This window comes from Ferrimonas lipolytica, from assembly GCF_012295575.1.
Taxonomy (GTDB): Bacteria; Pseudomonadota; Gammaproteobacteria; order Enterobacterales; family Shewanellaceae; genus Ferrimonas; species Ferrimonas lipolytica.
This window is the reverse complement of the sequence record NZ_CP051180.1, coordinates 1,669,172-1,689,371: the sequence shown is the minus strand read 5'-3', so window position 1 is coordinate 1,689,371 and position 20,200 is coordinate 1,669,172. Positions and strand designations below refer to the sequence as shown.

26 protein-coding genes are annotated in these 20,200 nt (G+C 49.0%); 22 read left to right on the top strand and 4 right to left on the bottom strand.

Annotated features, from left to right (window positions below):
* The first annotated feature begins 4 nt into the window (after window positions 1-4).
* From fliF to HER31_RS07895, 5 genes are read left to right on the top strand one after another with little or no spacing between them, the layout of a single operon-like run.
* Entirely contained in the window at window positions 5-1,681 is a 1,677-nt protein-coding gene (gene fliF / locus HER31_RS07915) for a flagellar basal-body MS-ring/collar protein FliF (RefSeq protein ID WP_168660069.1), read from the top strand.
* A complete protein-coding gene (locus tag HER31_RS07910; protein WP_168660068.1) occupies window positions 1,682-2,692 on the top strand; it encodes a FliG C-terminal domain-containing protein in 1,011 nt (336 codons plus the stop codon).
* Complete coding sequence (locus tag HER31_RS07905) at window positions 2,692-3,366, top strand: FliH/SctL family protein (RefSeq protein ID WP_168660067.1); 675 nt, start codon at window positions 2,692-2,694, stop codon at window positions 3,364-3,366. Before HER31_RS07910 ends, HER31_RS07905 begins: the two co-directional genes overlap by 1 nt.
* Window positions 3,353-4,690: a FliI/YscN family ATPase gene (locus tag HER31_RS07900; RefSeq protein ID WP_168660066.1), complete on the top strand. Its 1,338-nt coding sequence runs from the start codon at window positions 3,353-3,355 to the stop codon at window positions 4,688-4,690. Before HER31_RS07905 ends, HER31_RS07900 begins: the two co-directional genes overlap by 14 nt.
* Complete coding sequence (locus HER31_RS07895) at window positions 4,680-5,114, top strand: flagellar export protein FliJ (RefSeq protein ID WP_168660065.1); 435 nt, start codon at window positions 4,680-4,682, stop codon at window positions 5,112-5,114. The genes HER31_RS07900 and HER31_RS07895 overlap by 11 nt, the downstream gene beginning before the upstream one ends.
* Before the next feature lie 3 nt (window positions 5,115-5,117).
* Here HER31_RS07895 and flgN read toward each other — a convergent pair whose 3' ends face one another.
* The 3 genes from flgN to HER31_RS07880 form a co-directional block, all read right to left on the bottom strand.
* The gene (flgN, locus tag HER31_RS07890) at window positions 5,118-5,561 is read right to left on the bottom strand and encodes a flagellar export chaperone FlgN (RefSeq protein ID WP_168660064.1); all 444 of its coding nucleotides are present in this window, start codon (window positions 5,559-5,561) and stop codon (window positions 5,118-5,120) included.
* Window positions 5,561-5,866: a flagellar biosynthesis anti-sigma factor FlgM gene (gene flgM, locus HER31_RS07885; protein ID WP_168660063.1), complete on the bottom strand. Its 306-nt coding sequence runs from the start codon at window positions 5,864-5,866 to the stop codon at window positions 5,561-5,563. The genes flgN and flgM overlap by 1 nt, the downstream gene beginning before the upstream one ends.
* A gap of 128 nt (window positions 5,867-5,994) precedes the next feature.
* Window positions 5,995-6,786 carry a flagellin N-terminal helical domain-containing protein gene (locus HER31_RS07880; RefSeq protein ID WP_202983617.1) on the bottom strand — a complete coding sequence of 264 codons (792 nt, stop codon included), beginning with the start codon at window positions 6,784-6,786 and terminating at the stop codon, window positions 5,995-5,997.
* Between the two features lie 736 nt (window positions 6,787-7,522).
* On the opposite strand from HER31_RS07880, the gene fliD reads away from it, so the two are divergent.
* From fliD to HER31_RS07830, 10 genes are read left to right on the top strand one after another with little or no spacing between them, the layout of a single operon-like run.
* Window positions 7,523-8,911: a flagellar filament capping protein FliD gene (fliD, locus tag HER31_RS07875; protein WP_168660062.1), complete on the top strand. Its 1,389-nt coding sequence runs from the start codon at window positions 7,523-7,525 to the stop codon at window positions 8,909-8,911.
* A gap of 18 nt (window positions 8,912-8,929) precedes the next feature.
* A complete protein-coding gene (gene fliS, locus HER31_RS07870; protein WP_168660061.1) occupies window positions 8,930-9,310 on the top strand; it encodes a flagellar export chaperone FliS in 381 nt (126 codons plus the stop codon).
* A complete protein-coding gene (locus tag HER31_RS07865) occupies window positions 9,303-9,611 on the top strand; it encodes a hypothetical protein (protein WP_168660060.1) in 309 nt (102 codons plus the stop codon). Before fliS ends, HER31_RS07865 begins: the two co-directional genes overlap by 8 nt.
* Window positions 9,589-10,794: a flagellar hook-length control protein FliK gene (locus HER31_RS07860; RefSeq protein WP_168660059.1), complete on the top strand. Its 1,206-nt coding sequence runs from the start codon at window positions 9,589-9,591 to the stop codon at window positions 10,792-10,794. Before HER31_RS07865 ends, HER31_RS07860 begins: the two co-directional genes overlap by 23 nt.
* The gene (locus tag HER31_RS07855; RefSeq protein WP_168660058.1) at window positions 10,791-11,225 is read left to right on the top strand and encodes a flagellar basal body-associated FliL family protein; all 435 of its coding nucleotides are present in this window, start codon (window positions 10,791-10,793) and stop codon (window positions 11,223-11,225) included. Before HER31_RS07860 ends, HER31_RS07855 begins: the two co-directional genes overlap by 4 nt.
* A 9-nt stretch (window positions 11,226-11,234) precedes the next feature.
* The gene (fliA, locus tag HER31_RS07850) at window positions 11,235-11,939 is read left to right on the top strand and encodes an RNA polymerase sigma factor FliA (RefSeq protein ID WP_168660057.1); all 705 of its coding nucleotides are present in this window, start codon (window positions 11,235-11,237) and stop codon (window positions 11,937-11,939) included.
* A 20-nt stretch (window positions 11,940-11,959) separates the two neighbouring features.
* Entirely contained in the window at window positions 11,960-12,832 is an 873-nt protein-coding gene (motA, locus tag HER31_RS07845) for a flagellar motor stator protein MotA (RefSeq protein ID WP_168660056.1), read from the top strand.
* Complete coding sequence (locus HER31_RS07840) at window positions 12,825-13,748, top strand: flagellar motor protein MotB (protein ID WP_168660055.1); 924 nt, start codon at window positions 12,825-12,827, stop codon at window positions 13,746-13,748. The genes motA and HER31_RS07840 overlap by 8 nt, the downstream gene beginning before the upstream one ends.
* 50 nt (window positions 13,749-13,798) lie before the next feature.
* Window positions 13,799-14,086: a hypothetical protein gene (locus HER31_RS07835; RefSeq protein ID WP_168660054.1), complete on the top strand. Its 288-nt coding sequence runs from the start codon at window positions 13,799-13,801 to the stop codon at window positions 14,084-14,086.
* Window positions 14,087-14,130: 44 nt separating this feature from the next.
* Window positions 14,131-14,430 carry a FliM/FliN family flagellar motor switch protein gene (locus HER31_RS07830; RefSeq protein WP_168660053.1) on the top strand — a complete coding sequence of 100 codons (300 nt, stop codon included), beginning with the start codon at window positions 14,131-14,133 and terminating at the stop codon, window positions 14,428-14,430.
* Here the strand turns inward: HER31_RS07830 and flgA are convergent.
* Window positions 14,427-15,080 (bottom strand): flagellar basal body P-ring formation chaperone FlgA, encoded by a 654-nt coding sequence (flgA, locus tag HER31_RS07825; protein ID WP_168660052.1) that lies wholly within the window; start codon window positions 15,078-15,080, stop codon window positions 14,427-14,429. The genes HER31_RS07830 and flgA overlap by 4 nt on opposite strands.
* Before the next feature lie 160 nt (window positions 15,081-15,240).
* Between flgA and flgB the strand changes: the two genes are divergently transcribed.
* Genes flgB through flgH form a run of 7 tightly spaced genes read left to right on the top strand, consistent with a single transcriptional unit; the run spans window position 15,241 to window position 20,194 of the window.
* The gene (gene flgB, locus HER31_RS07820; protein WP_168660051.1) at window positions 15,241-15,591 is read left to right on the top strand and encodes a flagellar basal body rod protein FlgB; all 351 of its coding nucleotides are present in this window, start codon (window positions 15,241-15,243) and stop codon (window positions 15,589-15,591) included.
* A gap of 4 nt (window positions 15,592-15,595) precedes the next feature.
* The gene (flgC, locus tag HER31_RS07815) at window positions 15,596-16,012 is read left to right on the top strand and encodes a flagellar basal body rod protein FlgC (protein WP_168660050.1); all 417 of its coding nucleotides are present in this window, start codon (window positions 15,596-15,598) and stop codon (window positions 16,010-16,012) included.
* A gap of 2 nt (window positions 16,013-16,014) precedes the next feature.
* Window positions 16,015-16,743 carry a flagellar hook assembly protein FlgD gene (locus HER31_RS07810; RefSeq protein ID WP_168660049.1) on the top strand — a complete coding sequence of 243 codons (729 nt, stop codon included), beginning with the start codon at window positions 16,015-16,017 and terminating at the stop codon, window positions 16,741-16,743.
* 45 nt (window positions 16,744-16,788) lie between these two features.
* On the top strand, window positions 16,789-17,988 hold the full coding sequence (flgE, locus tag HER31_RS07805; protein WP_168660048.1) for a flagellar hook protein FlgE: 1,200 nt from the start codon (window positions 16,789-16,791) through the stop codon (window positions 17,986-17,988).
* 2 nt (window positions 17,989-17,990) lie between these two features.
* Window positions 17,991-18,722, top strand: coding sequence for a flagellar basal body rod protein FlgF (locus tag HER31_RS07800; RefSeq protein WP_168660047.1), 732 nt, complete (start codon window positions 17,991-17,993; stop codon window positions 18,720-18,722).
* A gap of 5 nt (window positions 18,723-18,727) precedes the next feature.
* Window positions 18,728-19,513: a flagellar basal-body rod protein FlgG gene (gene flgG / locus HER31_RS07795; protein ID WP_168660046.1), complete on the top strand. Its 786-nt coding sequence runs from the start codon at window positions 18,728-18,730 to the stop codon at window positions 19,511-19,513.
* A 6-nt stretch (window positions 19,514-19,519) separates the two neighbouring features.
* Window positions 19,520-20,194, top strand: coding sequence for a flagellar basal body L-ring protein FlgH (gene flgH, locus HER31_RS07790; RefSeq protein WP_168660045.1), 675 nt, complete (start codon window positions 19,520-19,522; stop codon window positions 20,192-20,194).
* Window positions 20,195-20,200 lie beyond the last annotated feature (6 nt).

Here is a 20,200-nt window from a genome sequence, read left to right as displayed (position 1 = left end):
TTCAATGACAACCCTCGTTCGTGAAGCTCCGTTAACTTCATCGGAGCTCAGCGCCAGCGGCATTGCGGCAAAGTTCAAAAGATTGAAAAACCCGAGTGTTGGTATGGCCTTAGTGGCCCTACTATCCGTCGTAGTAGCATGCTGTATTGTCATGATTCTTTGGTCGGTTACCGTTAAGTATCGGCCAATCTATGGCGCTCAAGAAAATTTCGATAGCGCCCAAGTAATTGAGGTTCTCGAAGCTGAAGGCATCCGTTACCAGATATCACCGAAAGACGGCACCATCTTAGTTGCCGACGACAGCGTCGGTAAAATTCGCATGATGATGGCGGCTCGAGGTATTCAGGCCCGTTTGCCAAGCGGTTATGACGGCTTTCAAGGCGACATGACCAGCAGCCAGTTTATGGAACAAGCCCGTTATCGCCAAGCGCTCGAGGGGGAGCTTGCACGGACGATTATGGGCTTACAGCAGGTCCGTACAGCGCGGGTTCACTTGGCCATACCAAAGGCGCAAGTGTTTATGCGCAAAGACGATCCAAAGCCGACGGCATCAGTGCTACTGGAGCTGGAACAAGGCTCTCAGCTGGCCCGTGCCCAAGTGACCGGCATCGTTAATTTAGTAGCCGGTAGTATTACCGGGCTAACTACCTCGGCTGTCCGGGTTGTCGATCAGCAGGGGCAACTCCTCAGCGGCAGTGGTAATGCCGATGCCTTGGGATTAAGTGAGCACGATACCCACTATCAGCAGCAACTCGAACGCACCTTGATCGAGCGTGCTAGTTCGATGCTGGAGCCTTTAGTTGGTTTTGGTAACTATCGGGTACAGATTTCCGCGCAAGTGAACTTTGACAAAGTAGATGAAACCCGTGAACTGTTAGATCCCAACACCGTGTTGACGCAAGAGAGCAGTAACAGTACCAGTCGTACCCTACCGAATGCGACAGGTGTACCTGGAGCGCTGGCTAATATGCCAATCGACACTGGCATTGGTGAAGATGAGTCTGGTGCGGTTAAATCAGTCGATGTCACCAATCAAGACGAACAGTTGAACCGTCAATTTGAGGTCGGGCGGACGGTGTCACGAGTGCGTAAGCAACGTGGTGATCTTGAATCGTTATCTGTTTCAGTACTGTTGAATCAACAAGTCGTTAATGAACTGGCACTGCAGCCTGCACAAGTGGCTAGCATTGAAACCATGATTAAGGATGCAGTTGGATTTTCCGTCACGCGAGATGACCAATTCAGTATGGCTTCGCTGCCATTTAGAGCGCTTGAACCGATTGAAGTGCAACCTACCGTGTGGTGGCACGAGAGCAACAACCAAGCTTATATCCGTATTGCTATCGGCATTGTTTTAACCCTGCTGATGCTATTTGTGGTGGTTAAACCATTGGTGCGATCTATTACTCGCAGCCACGAAAAACAGCAGGACGGTAAAGCGGAAAGCGCTGCAAGCCCTGCGACCATGCCAGCCTCAGTTGGTAATGCTGTAGTAGCCGCGGCCAGTGAAGCATCACCAGACCAGCTTGAGTTACAACAAAACTTGGCCCAGATCCCGTTGGTTCCAGCGTCAGATGCCACCTTAGATGTGCAGTTGGAACACCTTGGTTTACTTGCTGAGCAGGCCCCAGAGAAAGTCGCAGAAGTGATCGAGTTGATGCTAAATGGTGAGGACCGCTAGATGAACGATAACCAGCCACGGGAATTAGATCGGGTTGAACAAGCGGCAATGATCTTGTTGAGCTTGCCTGAAAGTCAGGCCAGTCAAGTGATGCAGCGATTACCATCGGTAGATATTCAAAAGCTAACTCAGACTATGGCATCACTGCGACAGGTCAGTAACAGTAACGCCAGCTCGGTGTTGGCCAACTTTTTCGATCTATACAAAAAGAATGCCGGCATTAAAAAAGCCAGCCGCGACCTGCTTGGTCGCATTCTTCACGATGCGGTCGGCCAATCTGCCTCTAAAAGCTTGATTGAGCAAGTCTATGGTTATGATGTCTATGACGCGGTGCAGCGTTTAGAGTGGGTTGATGACCTGCTCTTAGCGGATGAACTAGCACAAGAACATCACCAGATGCAGGCCAACTTATTGGCGATGCTTACCTCGAAAAAGTCAGCCACCGTGTTGGCATTGTTGCCAGAGTCAAGTCATGACGATCTACTCTACCGGATTGCGACGATGGAAAAGGTCAACAACGCCGCGGTTGATGAAGTAGAACAGCTCATTGAGCGCTGTATCTTGCGCTCCAACCAAACCAAAGCCCCTAAAGTGGATGGCATCAAACGGGTTGCAGATATCGTTAATAACTTCTCCGGTAAGCAAGAGGTACTGCTTAAAACCTTGCGCGAACAGGACCACAACGTGGCAGAGCAGGTCGAGTCGAGAATGTTCGACTTTGCTGTGCTTGGCCGTCAGAAGGATGATGTATTGCAGTCTTTGGTTGCTCAGGTTGAACCTCAGCTACTGGCAATGGCCCTTAAAGGCGCTAACGAAGGTGTCCGTAACGCCATTATGAATGCGCTGCCTAAACGCATGGTTCAGGGCTTGACCAGCGAGATGCAAGCACTTGGTTCGGTGCCGTCATCGCAGGCCGCCGCAGCACGAACGGAGCTGATGCTAAAAGCTAAGTTAATGATGGAGCAGGGCGAGCTGGAACTGCAGTTGTTTGAAGATCAGGTGGTGGATTGATGAACCAATCCAGTTGGCGTTTGGCTAATGTTGACGCACGCAACTACCGCTTTATGGCACTCGACAGTGAGCAGCAAAGCCAGTGGAGCAGTTACCAAGATGCCATCGATAAAGGTTACCAAGCAGGGTTAGAGCAGGGCACCCAAGAGGGGCTGCAACAAGGCCAAAAGCAGGGTTACCAGCAAGGAAAGAAAGAGGGCTACTTAGTTGGTGAGGCGCAAGGGCTTGCCGCCAGTAAGAAGCAATCTGAGCAGGAGTTGTTGCAACTCACGGTGCCGATTGAAGCGATTAAACAACAGTTGTTGCAACATCATCAACAGCAGCTCGTGCAACAGCAACAGGTTATCATTGCGCTGGTACAACAGATTTGCGACAAGGTAATTCGGCAAGAGCTGCAGCTGCAACCGGAGCGGATTGTCCCTTTGATTGAGGACACCTTGGCGTCGTTACCTTCTGGAGCGCAACAGGTTCGCGTTCGGCTGCACCCTGCAACCCATAAGGCTATCGCGGCTCTGCCACAGTTAGCTGCATGGCAGTTGGACAGCGATCCTGAGCTGAATATTGGCGATCTTATCGTGGAAACCGAGCAGAGCGAAGCAGACGCCTCGGCTGAGCTCCGATTGCAAGCTTGTATGGAAAAATTGGTGGAGCACCTAACCTGTGACCGCACTTAACAGCGCCATTGATGAGATCCAGTGGAATGATATTCAACTGGCACTGGTCTACGGCAAGTTAACCCAAGTTCACGGACTATTGATGCAAGCAGTTGGGTGCACGTTGGGTATTGGCCAGCGCTGCTATGTTGAAACGCCAACCGGGACGGAAATTGAAGCAGAAGTAGTTGGTTTCAATAAACAGGCGCTGCAGTTGATGCCGTTAGAGTCGGTACAAGGGTTACAGCCTGGTGCGAGAATAAGACCAGCGGTAAACAGCCTGCAAATCCCATTGGGCGACGGCCTATTAGGAAGGGTACTCGATGGCTGCGCCCGTCCTATTGACGGCCTCGGCAAACTCACCAATGTTAGTTACCATCCCGCTCGCATGCACAGCCCTAATCCGTTATTAAGGCAGCCAATTGGCAAGCAGCTTGACGTTGGTGTTCGGGTACTTAATGGGCTCTTACCCATCGGTCAGGGCCAGCGGCTAGGGCTGTTCGCCGGGTCCGGCGTGGGTAAAAGTGTGTTGCTTGGGATGATGACCCGTTATACCGAAGCCGAGATAGTGGTGGTCGGTTTAATTGGTGAGCGTGGCCGCGAAGTTCGAGAGTTTATCGAACATGCTCTGGGTGAAGCAGGACGCAAACAAGCAGTTGTTATTGCTGCGCCTGCCGATGCAACGCCGTTAATGCGGTTGCGAGCTGCGCGCTTGTGTCATCAGATTGCCTGTGGTTATCGTGATGAAGGTAAGCGAGTGTTGCTGTTGATGGATTCACTTACCCGTTACGCCCAAGCCCAGCGGGAAATTGGTCTTAGCGTTGGTGAACCTCCGGCGACACGAGGTTATCCGCCATCGGTGTTTTCGATGCTACCGAGTCTGGTCGAAATGGCAGGTAACGGCGAACACCCTCAAGGCTCGTTGACCGCGTTTTATACGGTGCTGGCGGAAGGCGATGACCAACAAGATCCAATTGCTGATTCCGCTCGAGCCATCCTTGATGGCCATATGGTATTAAGCCGTTCGCTGGCTCAGCAGGGTCACTATCCTGCTGTCGATCTTGGTGCTTCTGTTTCTCGCGTTGCTGATCAAGTGGTGCAGCCAGAACAGATGGCGCATATAAACCGTTTACGTCATCTATTGGGGCGCTACCGCGAAGTTCAGGAGTTGATCCCACTAGGGGGCTATCAAGCTGGGCAAGATCATGAGTTGGATAGGGCTGTTAAGGGCTACCCACAGATCAGCGAGTATTTGCAGCAGTCACAGCAACAGGCAGTCTCTATCGATGAAGCGAAGCAACAGTTGGAGCAATTAATGAGCCATTTCGGTACTCATGGCAACTAAGGCACTCGACCGACTTGCAGAGCAGATGGAGCAGCAGTTACATCGAATTGGAAAACAGCGGGCGGATAATCAATCTCGGTTAACCAAATTGGAGCAAGTTGAGCGTCAGATTGCTGAGTTTTTACAGCAACAACAGGGTCAGTTCAACTGCATTAACCAACTTCAGAATCAGCAGCAGATGGCTATTCAACTGCTGCAGGTTAGTGACAAAAACCAGCAGAAGATCAGCTTGTTGCAAACTGAGCGACAGCGTTTAGACAAGCTGTGGCGCTACTTTTTGCAACGTCGACAGGGGTTACGGTGGTTGATTGAGCAGCGCTTAGAGCAGGCTAGAATCAGTGAGAATAAGGCGGAACAACGGCAGTTGGATGAGCTCGCAATGCGGTGTCATCAAAATAGTGGCAACCTTGATGGTATTTGGTAAAGACTAGGCTATCGGACCATAGTCGTTCAGTTGTTGTTGGGCCTGTTGTGGGTTCAAAAGCTGATTTAGTCGCTGCTGTTGCTGAATCAACAACTGACCATTGCGGTCGTTTAGCATTTGACAGCTACGCATCTGCGCCAGCAACTTACCGTGACTGTCCTGCAGTTGTTGTGCAACAGCCTTAGGTAGGCGTGTTAATAAAGCGGCAAAACCATCACTATCACCGCTAAATCCCAACGTTTGTAACCATTGCTGGCGCTGCTGGGAGTGATGTTGCAACTGGCTATACGCTTTGTCTAACTTGAAATTGAGCTGAGTGAGTTGCTCCAGTGCGCGATCGAGCATCAGCTGACGTTGCTGCTGCAGTTGAGTTTCGATAGCTTGATAGTGACGAACATCTTGCTGGATCGATTTTGCTAGCGCCCGAATCAACTCATTGGTGGACATTAGCGTTTCCCGTGTTGGTCGGTCATTGCCGTGGCAATTTCATTAAGATCGATATTAAAGCTGCCATCGGCGAGTGCTGCGCTCAATGCGGCTACGCGGTCGATGTCGACCTCTGGTAGTTGTGCCAACTGTTGTGCCCCATCTTCCAACAGCTGAAACTGCGACGATATCGCCACTTCTTCGATGTTTATGGCTGCGGAATGAGCAACGACCGTGGCGTCACTCTTATCAGACTTAGCACTGTTGTCGACGGTTTCAACCCGGACTTGGGCAGAACGTTGCGTCTCGTTGGATAAAATATTCATATGTGGATCCTATCAAAGCGGTAACAGATTGCTCTGTTTTTGCTGGTTGTACTAATTAGCATTAACCAATACAGCCAGCAAAAACAGCTGAGCGAACTCAGCTGTTGCAGTATAGCGGCTATCTAGCCTTAGCCCAACAGGCTCATTACCAAGCTGGTGTTCTGGTTTGACTTAGCCAGTACGTTGGTGCCAGCTTGAACCAGCATCTCGTTCTTAGTCATGTTAGAAGATTCAGTAGCGTAATCGGCGTCTTTGATGTTGCTCAACGCTTGTTGAGTGTTTTCATCAATGTTGGCGTTGTTGTTGGCGGTGTGCTGCAGACGGTTGATACCAGAACCCAATACAGAGCGGGTGTCACCTAGAGCGTCGATAGTGGTGTCAACAGTCGCAATGTCGGTAACGTCTAGCGCAGCAATAGCAGTATCAAGTGCGGCGATCTCAGCAGTTGCATCAACAGTTACGGTTTTGCCAACACCGGCATCAACGGTCACTGCAGCATCAAATTTACCAAACAGGTCTTCACCAGCGAATTCAGTCTCGGTAGTGATAGAGATTAACTCGTCTTTAAGACCGTCGAATTCAGCGGTAATCGCATCCTGATCGTCGGCACTTACAGTCGCGCTGCCGTACTGAGTACTCAGCTCGGTCATGCGCATAGCGATGGACTCAACTTCAGATAAAGCACCGTCAGCAGTTTCTAGCATAGCGATGGCGTCGTTAACGTTACGAGTACCCTGTTGCAGAGCGGTAGAGTCTGCTTCTAAACGGGAAGCAATCTGCAGGCCAGCAGCGTCATCAGATGCGCCGTTGATACGGTAACCGGTAGACAAACGCTCCATAGCGGTAGTCATTTCGTTGTTGGCTTGAGTCAGTGCGTTTTGGCCTACTAAAGAAGCGTAGTTAGTCTGAACTGATAGCATGATTATTTTCCTATTGATAAGTGCCTAAGGCATTTTTGTCATTCATCACAATAGGGCGGCATGCAGTTGTAATTACTTAACCCCCAATACGAAAAAATTTAAAATAATTTTTGTTTGCAGCTGATTGAGCGTTGTTGCTGTCGGTCTAAGTTGGTAAAACGCTGGCACGGTTAACTTAGGCTGTGTACCAATTAAGTGTTGTTCTTGCCAATGCTGTTAAAGCAGCGGCTAGGCAAGTTTTGATACAAAGGGTAAAGCACTACTGCTATTGATCTTCTGCCGCATTGGAGCAGTTCAGCGAAGCGTTTTGGACTGCGACCTAAGGCAAAGGCGATTCCAACGGGGGCGAAGCTCCCCGGAATCCATACAAGAATGTGCCGTCGCCACCGCGACATCCTCCTCTAAAGGCACCGAAACTGGTGAAGCCGAAGGCTTAAGATAAACTTCAACAGCTAACTACGACACTGCCTTAACTTAAACCCACTGGTTGGTTTCGCTCCTTCACCGCTAATATCTTCCCCTTTTCACCCTCCGTGCGGAAAAGTTACTTCCGCTTCGATTATTTATTTAAGTTTCACCGCAAAGGTGACGCCCTATATAGCTAGGATTTGTAGCAATGGTAACTAGCTGGCCTGAATTTTGCTTTGGGTACGGTATAGCGCCCCTTCCAGCTTATCGTCTGGTACTACCAGCAGGTATCGACTAAGTCGTGGGATTATTTAAATAGAGGTAATGCATGAGCACAATGCCGGCGAGTAATTCGTCACTCATGGCGCAACAGTTGGTTGCAGCCGAACGGATGGCGCAGGACGAGATCTATGCTGAAAAAGAAGCCAACCTTGAAGCGCAGGCCGATGCATATGACACCCTAGAATCCGCGTTAAAAGCGATGCAGAGCGATTTAGCTGCGCTGGATGGGGATGCCTTTGATGCTAAAAAAGGCAGTTTAAGTAACGAAAGTGTTGGCACTGTCGATATCGATTCAGCAGCTCCTGCCGGGATCTATGACATTGAAGTTACCCAACTTGCAAAACAACATAAGATCTCATCGTCGTTTGCTAGCGCTGCAGAGCCTCTGCCAACAACTGGCACGGTTGAGATTGCTGTTGGCACACCACCGGAGTCGATGGTTATTGATTTTAGTGTGGTTAACGCCAGCGGCGCAGCAACGGTCACTGACTTGGTCGATTATATCAATGATGCTCCTGATAACCCTGGGGTAACTGCAGCATTGATTCAGACCGGTGATGGCGAAGTTGAGCTGATGTTGTCTGGCGACGACTCTGGTGCGCAAAACAACCTTACGGTTACTGCAACTGGCACTGGTAATGACGCCCAGTGGAGTTTCCCTAACGAACTCAACCCTGCTCAGGACGCACACTTCTCTATTGATGGTGTACCTATTACTTCGAGCAGTAACCAAGTCGAAGTAATTGACGGGGTAACGTTGGATCTCAAGCAGGTGGGTTCGACCACCTTAACCGTTGAGCAAGATATCGAAGCTACTCAGGATGCGGTTGAGGAGTTTATCGACTCTTTTAATACCCTGATGACCACCATCGATGAACTAACCCAAACGGTTACAGTTGATACCGACGACAGCGAAGATAGCGAAGACGACGAGGATGCTGACGAAGACGATGATTCTGACGAAGATGAAGACACCGTTGAAGTAGGCGTTGATGAAGTTGGGGTACTAAAGGGTGACTCGTCGGTTCGGATGCTGCGCTCTGATCTACGTGAGTTGGTGTTTGTCCCAGCGCCTAACGGCATGACGCTATCTGATATCGGCGTTGAGATGGATCGCGACGGCCAGCTATCACTGAATGAAGAAAAATTTGAAGAGGCGCTAGCAAACGACAGTGGCGCTGTTGAAGAGATGTTCGCAGGCCCTGGCGGGATTATTGAAAGCTTCGACGCCAAGATTGATCCGTTTCTCTCCTCGTCGGGGATCATCGATGTCAAGCAGGACTCGATTGAGACTCAACAGCGAACCCTCGAAGATGATATGGCTGAATTCGATTATCGAATGGAGATGAAGTATGAACTTTATCTCAGTCAATTTGTTGCTGCTGAGCAGTACCAAACGCAGATGCTTGCTACATCACAAATGTTTTACGCCTAATTACGAGTCTGACCTTAGATGTTTACCAATAACGATCCATTTGCCGCGTACCAACAAAGTTCAGTAGAAGCTCGCGCGGCTTCTGCCAACCAGCATGATTTAGTGCGCATGCTACTCGAGGCTTGCCTTGATGAACTGACCAAAATCGAAGGCCATATCGACAATAGACGTATCGCTGAAAAGGGCGCATCGGTCGATAAGTGCTTGAACATTATCATGGGTATGGATGCCATGCTCGATATGGAAAATGGCGGTGAATTAGCGGCTAATCTGCATCAACTGTACGATTTTTGCCATCGCCAATTGTTGAGTGCCAGCATTAACAGCGACACCACCAAACTAGCGCCAATTGTTCAAGTTATCACTGACATTAATGATGGTTGGCAGCACTTTGAATAACTTGTGGCGTCGCTTTGCGGTCGCGTTGGAGCAATACAGTGAGTGTGAGGACTGGCCAAAACTCTCCAGTGTTGACCGAAAATTGGCCACTGTACTTCAGCAGCACGGTGCTAAAAAGCCCGGCGACGATAAAGCCTACGACCAAATGGTTGCTGCTCACCATCGTGCAATAGAACGTTTAGCGCAACACAATCAACGGCTGCAGCAATTGATGGAGCAAGAGCGAAGTCAGCGTCAAGGCCTGCGCGCCTATCATCAAACAGAATTAATGAATCAACGTGAACATAGTTTCTATCAATAGTTCGTCGCCGCACCGCGACCCAATAGCCCAAGTAGATAAAAGTGATCACAGTGCTGTGGGCACTGACGATTATCCGGGAAACCGAAAAGTGGCGGCGGATGATTCCGATAGCGATTTCACCGCTGGGGTTTCTGAGCCTGACCAAGCTTGTGAGCTAAAAGCTAGTGACCTAGCTGATCTTGATTTAGGGGCCGATTTGACTCCGCAAGTTGATAACAACACTGAGGTCAATCAGCTGATCACTTTCGCTCAAATGGCATCTGCAACTGACTCAGCTCAAAGGTTACCAAGTTCATCGCTGCAACGTGCTGAAACCGCTTTAGCACCATTGAACGTTGAACGGCTAATTCAGCCGTTACTCGATGCTACATCTGGGCTAGTAGTTGAACAGTTAACCAAACAATCAATTACGCCTCAGCCACAGCCAATCTCAATGGTGCAGATTGGAGCTTCAACCTCGGTGTTAACTGCAGAGGTGGTTAAGCCAACCCAGAGTGGTGCGAGTGCTTTTAGTCGCACCGATAGCGCAGCAACGAATAGCTCGCTACCGACTTCAGAATCACGTAACACGGCGTTACTTAGCACTATGCCGATTAGTGCCACGCAGTCTCCAACCGCAGTTGCATCAATGGAACTGATAACGGCTATTAGCCAGCCTGCAGATGCGGCTGATAACACTATCGTTAACCAGCACAGCGCAGCCAAATTGAATGGTGACGCGGCTAACAACAGCCAAGTGGCAAAACCAAGTTGGGGACCACTAAGTGTCAGCGCCGATCAGCTGACCATGGGACGGGAGCTGCAGCAGGCATTAGGAGAGCAGCTCAAGTTTCAGATAGACCAAAAGTTTCGCGGTGCTCAGCTTCGCCTCGACCCACCGGATTTGGGCAAGATTGATCTTAACGTACAGCTTGACGGTAACCGCATGAGTGTTGTGGTTACCGCGGTTAACCCTCTGGTTAAAGATGCATTGATGCAGCAGCTCGACCGGATTCGAACCGATCTCGAGCTCCACTTCGATGGTGCAATTGATGTATCGGTCAATGATCAACCACATTCGCAGCAACAACACAGCGCTGATGAGCTAATTGAGTCTGAGCCGGTAACCGTTGCCTCATATCATGACGACGACATGTCGAATACTGATCCACAAACCAGCTCTGATCTGGATGTAACCGCATGATGAAAATAGATAAAAAATGGCTTCCATTGTTAGCTCTAGTCGTTGCTCTAGTGGGCTCTGGTGGCTTTTGGTGGTTTGCCAATGGGTCGGCCACCACCGAACAGCATGAACTGGTTAAAAAACAAAAGTATTTCAAGGTAAAAAAGATAGTTTTGTCGTTACCTAGCGATCGCTATCTGTTGATCGAGTTCTCGCTCAAGATGACGGAGTATCAGGAGGACACCAGCCAGTTGATCGAAGACTTTTCGCCGGTGATTCGTAACGCCACCATTTTGGTGATGGGACGAAAGCCGATCGAGGAGCTCATTGATTCTAGCTACCTTAAGGCGCATCAGGACAGTATCCATGGGCACATTGCTCAACAGTTTGCTGACAATGGCATCGATATTGTTATTGACGACGTCCTGATCACTAAGCTGGTTGTTCAGTAGGAAATTACGATGTTTTCTGGTGCCCATGATTACAGTGCGAATACTACGAGTTCAGCCATTAATGAACAGGCCGTACTGCAGCAATATCTGCCGCTTGTTAAACGGACTGCGTCGAAGTTAGCTTGCCATTGTGACGGCGTATTAGATCGTGATGATTTAGAACAGCTCGGCTTAATGGCATTGCTGGATATTGTCAGGCGTTATCCTGGTGAAATAGATAATAACTTCGCAGCCGTTGCCTCCAAGCGCGTTAGAGGAGCGATGTTGGATGAGTTCCGTCGGTTGGATTGGCGCAGCCGTCAGGTTCGTCAAAGTGCACATCAGTATAATGATGCCCAGCGGGAACTAACCAAAAAGCTCGTGCGGCAGCCGAGCCAGCAGGAGATTGCTGATCATCTGGGGCTGTCACTTACCGAGGTGCATCAAAGTTGTTTGGATAGTCACGCGGATGTGCTTAGCAGTTTGGATGAGTTGCTGGAAAACCATGAACCGAGCCAAGGTGACGATGACCATAATGAACAGCAGGAAATGTTAGTACATGGGCTCAGTAAGTTAAATCAACGACAACAACTATTGATGTCACTTTACTATCAGCACGAATTAAACCTCAAAGAGATAGCTTTGGTATTAAAGGTGACTGAGGCAAGGGTATGCCAATTACATAAAGCTGCGGTAATCGCGTTGCGCAAAGTGATTTTAGAATTAAAACAATAAACGTTTAAGGAAGTTGCGTAGTGTTTAAAATATTGTTTTTTATAATGCTTAATATCGCCGTTTTTGGTGGATTTATGCTTGCTGGTGGTAACTTGTCGACAATTTGGCAACCAGCGGAGTTTGTCATTATTATTGGTGCGGCAATTAGTGCGTTGTTGATAAGTGTACCAATGGCGGTTATTAAAACAACAGGTCAGCAGATTAAAGCGCTGTGGAGCAAGGAGCAAGAAGACCCAGACTTTTATAAAGAATTAATCTGTTTAACTTATGAGCTATTTAATCAACTAAGGCTGAAAGGCTTCAAGGTTTTAGATGAACATATCGATGAACCTGAGACTAGCGAATTGTTCAGTAAATATCCAGCCGTATTAAAGCAGCCACAAATTTTACAGTTTCTAGCTGATAATTTGCGCATTCAGTCGATGGCAAAGATATCGCCGCACGATCTGGCTCACTTAATGGATGAAGAGATTGAACAACAAGAGGCGGATATGATGAGGCCCTCTGAAGTGTTGTTTAAGATCGGTGAAGCTTGTCCTGGTTTCGGTATTATGGCCGCGGTAATGGGGATCATTATCGCCATGGGATTTTTAGATGGTGCGCTATCGATGATCGGGGTCAAGGTTGGTGCAGCCTTGGTCGGTACATTTGTCGGCATCTATCTATGTTACGCATTATTGCATCCTATTTCATCGGCCCTTGAACACATGGTCCAGATGCGTATCGCACGTTATAAGGCGTTGGCAAAGATGATCACTTACTTTGCTAAAGACAAGCCGCCGCTGCTAGCAGTGGATGCAGGTCGCCGCCAAATTCAGACTGAAAACCGTCCTAGTTTTATTGAGATGGAACAATGGTTAGTCGCGCCGTCTGAGACTCCGGTAAATGAGTAAAGAGCAACCGGTGGTGTTTACCAAGAAACACAAACGACATAAACCGCATGGGGGCGGTTGGAAAGTCGCCTTTGCTGATTTGATGTTAGCGTTAATGGCATTTTTCCTGTTGCTGTGGATTCTTGAGGCGTCAAGTGTTGAAGAGCGGCAAACGGTGGTGAACAATCTGCGAACCGGGGTACCGATTGAAGCGGAGAATATTTACCAAAGTGCTAACCTATCGATGATAGATTTTGGTGAGAGCGGCGGCAAAGAGCGCGGTGATACAGGCTTCTTTTCTAACGGCAATGGTCAAACTGAAGGTCTCGGAACTAACAATGAGGTTGCCAATAGTAGTGCTACTGAGAAGGTTGAGGTTAGCGAAACTGCGGCCGATTCAACCGAGCAGGTTGAGTTAATAAAGCAGACCCTGTCGCAACAGTTTGGTGAAGGCAAAGTAGCCGACCATGTTCGCTTTGAGTCAAGAGAGGACGGCTTACGGATTGTGCTGAGTGATAACGTCGAGCAATTGATGTTTCGCCGAGGCAGCGACCAAATTGAGCCATTCTTTCAAGATCTATTGCTGACGCTAGCGGAATTATTGGTCCCGTATGCGCAGCCAATGTTGGTTTCTGGTCATACTGACTCATCTAAGTTTAGCAATGGTGATGGCAACTGGGCGTTGTCGACCAATCGAGCTCTGCAAGCACGGCGTGCATTGCAGCTTGGTGGGGTGCCCAGCTCTCAGTTCCTACATGTAGCTGGTTATGCCGACATCATTCCGTTAGACGAAAAACACCCAAAAGCGATCGCTAATCGCAGAATTGAACTGTTCTTATTGAATAACGATGCCGCTCAAGGAATTATAAAACGACAGCGAAGACTTGGCTCTAATTCTAACTTTACAATACCTGATAAATACTCCCAGAAAGGTTAATGAAACGCTAATGGGTAAATGGATTTATTGAAGTGCCATGGAGGCCCAAAATGGAAAGTATAAAATCTAGAAAAGCAGATCGTTTACAAAAATTATTCTTAACAACAATTATTGTCAGTTATGTTGTTGGTTGCTGTTGGGGCGCATTTGCTCCATCACTTGATTTTGAAACGGAACTGCTGTTTGCAATCAGCCTGATATCCATTTTTCTGATATTGACTAAATTGGTGTATATTCGAGCAAGACGAGATGGTGATAATTACATTCGGCTTCCAATTCTTGTTTCTGCTATAATGACGATAATTTTAATTCAATATCGGTTTATATTTATTGCGTAGTCGCCCCATCGCAATAAAAGTGACCTAGGATGAGGAAGTTACCTATGGGAAATGAAAGTTTGGTGATTGATGACTTGGTCGACAACACGATCTCATCAACCGCTGCAACGTCAAATAGTTTTTTTCAAAGTCTCCCGGTTGATGTAACGCTTGAAGTTTCCAGCACTGAAATGACCTTGAGTGAATTGTCTAAACTTGGCCATGGTGATGTGGTGCAGCTGCAAGCACGAGCAGGCGACCCCATTAATATTAAGGTCAATGGTCAGCTACTGGGTCGAGGCGAAGTCGTCGACGTAGATGGGCGTTACGGTGTCCGTATGCTGGAAGTGTTTGCCAAGAATTAAAATTTGGTTTCAACTACACCAAAATCGATAACATATGCGCTAATCACTTTACCGCTTCGACTGTTTTTCACTTTAATTACTTGGCCCTGATTGGCCGAACTAAGTGCAACCCCTTTTGTCGTAGCGGTAAAGCCGCCTTGTTTGGCACTAATTACTACCTCTTGTCCCTTCGAAACCATCCATGCATCAGCGATAACCATCGCTTTGATGGCAGAGTTTGCCGCAATTCTCCGAGTCGCTCGGTGGCCAATGATCTGCTGTTTATCAAGCACCAACCTATCACTGCGGTCGTCAACCCACTGCTGTTTCGGTTGAATGTCTGTGGCGCTGATTATCTGGTTGCGAGGTAATTCATGCTGGGTCATCCACACCTGAACCTTAGCCTGATAGGTCACACGTACTCGTCTTTCCCATAAAGGTTGGTCACAGCTGAGATTGACACGATGGGTACCCAGCGGAGTGCCGGTTAACGGTTTGGCCAAGCGCAGTGAGCCACTGCAGCTAGGCAACGGTGCTGTTCTGCGGCCAAACTGCAGTCGAGTCTCTCCCCATACCCCTTGCTGTTGGGTTTTCCAATCTAGTAGTTGTTGATCAAACTGCTGTTTAAGCCAGCTTTCTGCGCTTGCTGCTGATGCGGAAGGAGCAACCAAAAGTAGCGCTGCAACGGAAATAAAACTTCCTTTCCTTTCCCCAGTGAACCCTCTAAGTAACTGTAAAATCATTAGTTTATATATTGGCACGATGGTTGCTTATGTCGGTGCGGGCAGACTTAGCCTCAACTAATTAGCGCACACGGTACTTGGAGAGTCGATGGCAATCAACTTTGAATCAGCCTTAGGTTTACACGCTCAAGCTTTAGACGTACGGGTTGAACGAACCAAAATCCTCGCGGCGAACATCGCTAACGCTGAAACCCCAGGGTATCAAGCGCGTGATATCGACTTTAAGTCTGAGTTGGCCGCGTTTGAAAGCGGTATGGATGTAAGTAGGAACTACGACATGATGTTTCGTATTCCGGCGCAACTCGCTGCGGACGGCAACACGGTGGAGATAGGCCAAGAGCAGGCGCGTTTTGCGCAAAATAGCATGGACTTTGAAACCAGTTTGACCTTTTTAAATATGAAAATTAGCGGGCTTCGATCCGCAATTAAGGGGGAGTAATCCAGTGTCTTTCGCCAATATTTACGATATTGCCGGGTCGTCGATGGCTGCCCAGACAACACGCCTAAATACCATTGCCAGTAATCTCGCCAACGTCGACTCGGCTGCGGCCAGTGCCGAAGAGGCTTATAAATCGATCAAGCCTATCTTTGAGGCGGTTTACCACGGTACTGGTGTAGATGCCAATCCTGCCGCTAGCGTCGCTGTGACAAACTTAACGACCACGCTTGATAACGCGGATATGCGTTTTGAGCCAAACCACCCATTAGCTGATGCCGATGGCTACGTCGCTTATTCCAATGTTGATCCCATTGTTGAAGTGGCAGATATGATGTCGGCAACTCAAAACTTTGAAGCCAGTGTCAATGTGATGAACCGTGCCCGTTCAATGCAGCAATCGCTACTGAACTTAGGGACCTAGTGATGGAAGTGACCAGCACAAGTAGCTCATCTAGCTCATCCAACGAGTTAACTGCGATCAGTGGAAATGGTACCCAAGACGATCTGACCAACCAGTTTTTAGTACTGATGCTGGCGGAGCTTGAGCATCAAGACCCGACCGATCCTATTGATTCGACCGAATACGTGACGCAGCTTGCTCAGTTCTCTCAAGTTGAAAGTTTGGAGAATATTCGTGCCAACCAGAACACCCAAATGGTGTTGATGGAAAATGCCAGCATTGTTCAATCTTCGTCACTTATTGGCAAAGATGCATACGTGCCGAGCAACCAGTTTACGGTTGATGATAACGACGTCATGTACGGTAAAGCCTACCTTGAGCACGCCACCGAAACGACCTCAATCGATGTTAAGAATGATCAGGGCGAAGTGGTCAAGACCATTCAGTTGGGCCCGCAAGAAGAGGGTGATCTGGAGTACCGAATCGACCCGGTTGAGCTGGGCTTAGCCCACGGAGATTACACCATTGAGGTTGCCGCAATGGCTGATGATGAGGTGACTAACCCACAAACCTTCTTAGCCGGCGAAATCGAGCGTATTCACTTTATCAGTGCCTCTGGGGTAATGATGGCTCAAATGAATAATGGCCTAGGCACGGTATCGGTGCTGGATATCTCTGAGGTTGCTGAAGGGGCACTCGATGAACTTGATGCCGATCCGATCGAACAGCAAGCGGCGCTCGCATATCAATAACAACCCTAGCGTTAACCAATAATAATTAATTAGGAATCGACAAATATGTCTACTCAAATTGCCATGAGCGGCTTGCGAGCCACCAACCAAGAACTGGCAGTGATCTCAAACAACATCGCTAACTCCTCTACTGTCGGCTATCGAACTGCGCGGGCGGAATACTCATCGGTATACACCGGTGGCAACCCAGGCGGCGTATCGATGGGCGGTTCTTCGCAAGATTTCTCGATGGGGGGAAGCCTTAACTACACCGGCCGGGAACTCGATATGGCAATCGAAGGCAATGGTTTCTTTATGGTGCAAGGCAGCGACGGCACCATGATGTACAGCCGAGCGGGCATGTATGGTCAAGATGCGGAAGGTAATATTGTTGACCCTTACGGCAACACCCTGCAGGGTTACCCAGTAACCGCTGGTGGTGATATCAGTACTGGTCAGGTAACCGATCTCACCGTTGACAGCAGTGCCTCTGCAGCCAAAGAAACCAGCAGCGTGGAGATGGTAACTAACCTAGATTCTCGTAGTGAGGTACCGACAACCCCGTTCGACCCTAGCGATATCAACAGCTATAACAGCTCTAACACTGTTAATGTGTATGACTCCCTCGGTAACGAGCATGCGTTTACCCAGTATTACGTAAAAACGGGCGCGAACACCTGGGAAGTTCACTATGAAGTGGATGGTGTTGATTACACGCCAACCCCGCCTGATGAATTAAACTTCGATAGTAACGGCGCGCTGATCGCCCCAAGTGGCACGGGCAGCTTAACCATCCCTGCAAGCGATCTTGACGGTGCTGGTGAGATGACTATCGATGTGGATTGGGCCAGCAGTACCCAGTATGGCAGTGACTACAATAACTCCAGTATTCAGCAAGATGGTTATGCACCGGGTGAGCTTACTGGGATTCGTATTGCTGAAGATGGCATGGTATACGGCACCTACACCAACGGTACTGAACAGCTGCAAGGGCAGGTGGTACTCGCTGACTTCACCAACCCTAATGGCTTGGAGCAAACTAACAACACCACTTGGACTGCAACTCCAACCTCCGGCGCTGCAATTGTTGGTGCTCCGGGTAGCGGTACCCTTGGTACTCTTAATGCTGGCTACGTTGAAGGCTCCAATGTTGACGTAACCAATGAATTGGTTGGCTTGATGGCGGCGCAGAGTAATTACCAAGCGAATGCCAAGGTACTAACTGCTGCTGACACCATGACCCAGTCGCTGATGAACGCTATCTAATTATGGATCGCTTAATCTACACCGCGACAGCAGGGGCGCAGCGGGTAATGCAACTGCAAGCAAGTCATGCCAACAACCTTGCCAATGTCGATACCGCGGGGTTCCGAGCAGATCTTGAACTGGTGTCTTCGCAGGCGCTAGGTAACATCGGTAACACCACCCGTGTCTTTCCAACCATTGATGGTCAAATGGTTAGCATGGGCCAGGGGAAATCAATTCCCACTGGCCGAACGCTTGATCTTGCCATTGTCGCTGATGGCTGGTTTACGGTGCAAACCGAAGGTGGCGAGGCTTATACCCGCAATGGCGCCATAAGCCTCGATAACGAAGGTACCTTGCAGCTAGAAGGGCTGCCGGTTGTTGGTGAAAATGGCCCCATCGTTTTGCCAGAGCACAAAGACGTATTTGTCGGTGATGACGGCATGATTAGCATTATCCCTGCTGAAGATGGCCCACCATTGACTATCGACAAACTTAAGTTAGTCGCGCCGGATCCGGCCCAGTTTCGTAAAGGTCTAGATGGGCTGTTGCGCGGTGCAGATGGTGAAGCTTTTGCAGCAAACGCACAAGTCGCGGTAATCAGCGGCTTTTTGGAAGGCAGTAATGTTGATGCCTTCAGTGAGATCACCGCGGCGATGGATCTCAATCGCCAATTTGAAGTCCAAGTTAAAATGATGTCGAGTGCAGAGCAGCTTGCCAAGGTTGGCAACTCTCTTCTGACTAACGCAGGGTAATATCAATGAGTTCCTCTTTATGGATCAGTAAAACCGGCCTAGCGGCGCAAGATGCTAAGCTGCAAGCCATTTCTAACAACTTAGCTAACGTTAATACCACCGGCTTTAAGCGCGATCGTATTGCTTTTACCGATTTGTTCTATCAGGTTCAGCGTCAACCGGGTGGCCAAGTTGATGAGTTAAACGATTTGCCTTCGGGCACTCAAATGGGTACTGGCGTAAAGATCGCTGGCAGTCAAAAAGTGTTCACAACCGGTGCGCTAGTAACGACTGATCAACAGTTGGATTTGGCGATTGAAGGACAAGGGTTCTTCCAAGTTGAGCAATCAAATGGTGAGCTGAGCTACACCAGAGATGGTCAGTTCTTTCGCAACGCCGATGGCATGATGGTTACCTCTGGAGGTTTGCCATTGATTCCAGAGATTGCCATTCCGGAAGATGCAACAGCTGTAACGATTGGCGAAGACGGCACCGTAACCGCAGAGATTGCCGGTCAAACCGGTGGCGATACCTTAGGTCAAATCAACACCGTTAACTTCATCAATCCAGCCGGCTTAGAAGCGCTTGGCGGCAACCTATATGCCGAAACCGACTCATCTGGTGTTGCCGTTGAAGGGATCCCTGGTGAACAGGGGTTGGGTCGATTGCAGCAAGGAGCGCTCGAGTCCTCCAACGTTAGTGTGGTGGAAGAGATGGTCGAGATGATCTCAACGCAACGCGCTTACGAGATGAATGCCAAGGTGATGAGTGCGTCAGACGAAATGATGCAGTTTCTAAACCAGACGGTATAAACAACGATGAAAAACTTAGCATTATTGGGTGCTTTGTTGCTGCTGGGAGGGTGCGCCTCGCACTTTCCCGAGCCAGAGCCTGAACCTGATCAGCCTCAATGGGCGCCGCCAAAGTTAAACTACTCGCAGGTACAGCCTGAACACGGTAGCGCCTATCGCAGCGACTTTATGCTCAATCTGTTTACCGATCGCAGTGCTTATCGTGTGGGCGATATTCTGACGGTAGCGCTGGATGAGCAGACCCAAGCCAGCAAGAAGGCCGACACCTCCACCAGCAAGCTTAGCAACCTGCAAACTGGCTTTAGTGCGAATACCACGTTAGGCAGCGGTTTAGATGATTCGTTAACCGGCACGGGCAGTGTTGGTAATGATTTTTCTGGAACTGGCAGCTCTAGTCAACAGAACAAGCTATCTGGCTCTATCACGGTGACCGTGGCTGAGGTTTTGCCTAATGGCGTGCTATTGATACGCGGTGAAAAGTGGTTGCGACTCAATCAAGGGGACGAATACTTGCGGATCCTTGGTTTGGTTCGACCTGATGATATCGACAACGATAATACCCTGAGCTCTCAGCGGATTGCCGATGCGCGAATTATCTATGGTGGAAAGGGAGCGATAGCTGATTCGAATCGAATGGGGTGGGCGCAACGCTACTTCCAAAGCCCATGGTTCCCAATGTAATGGTGT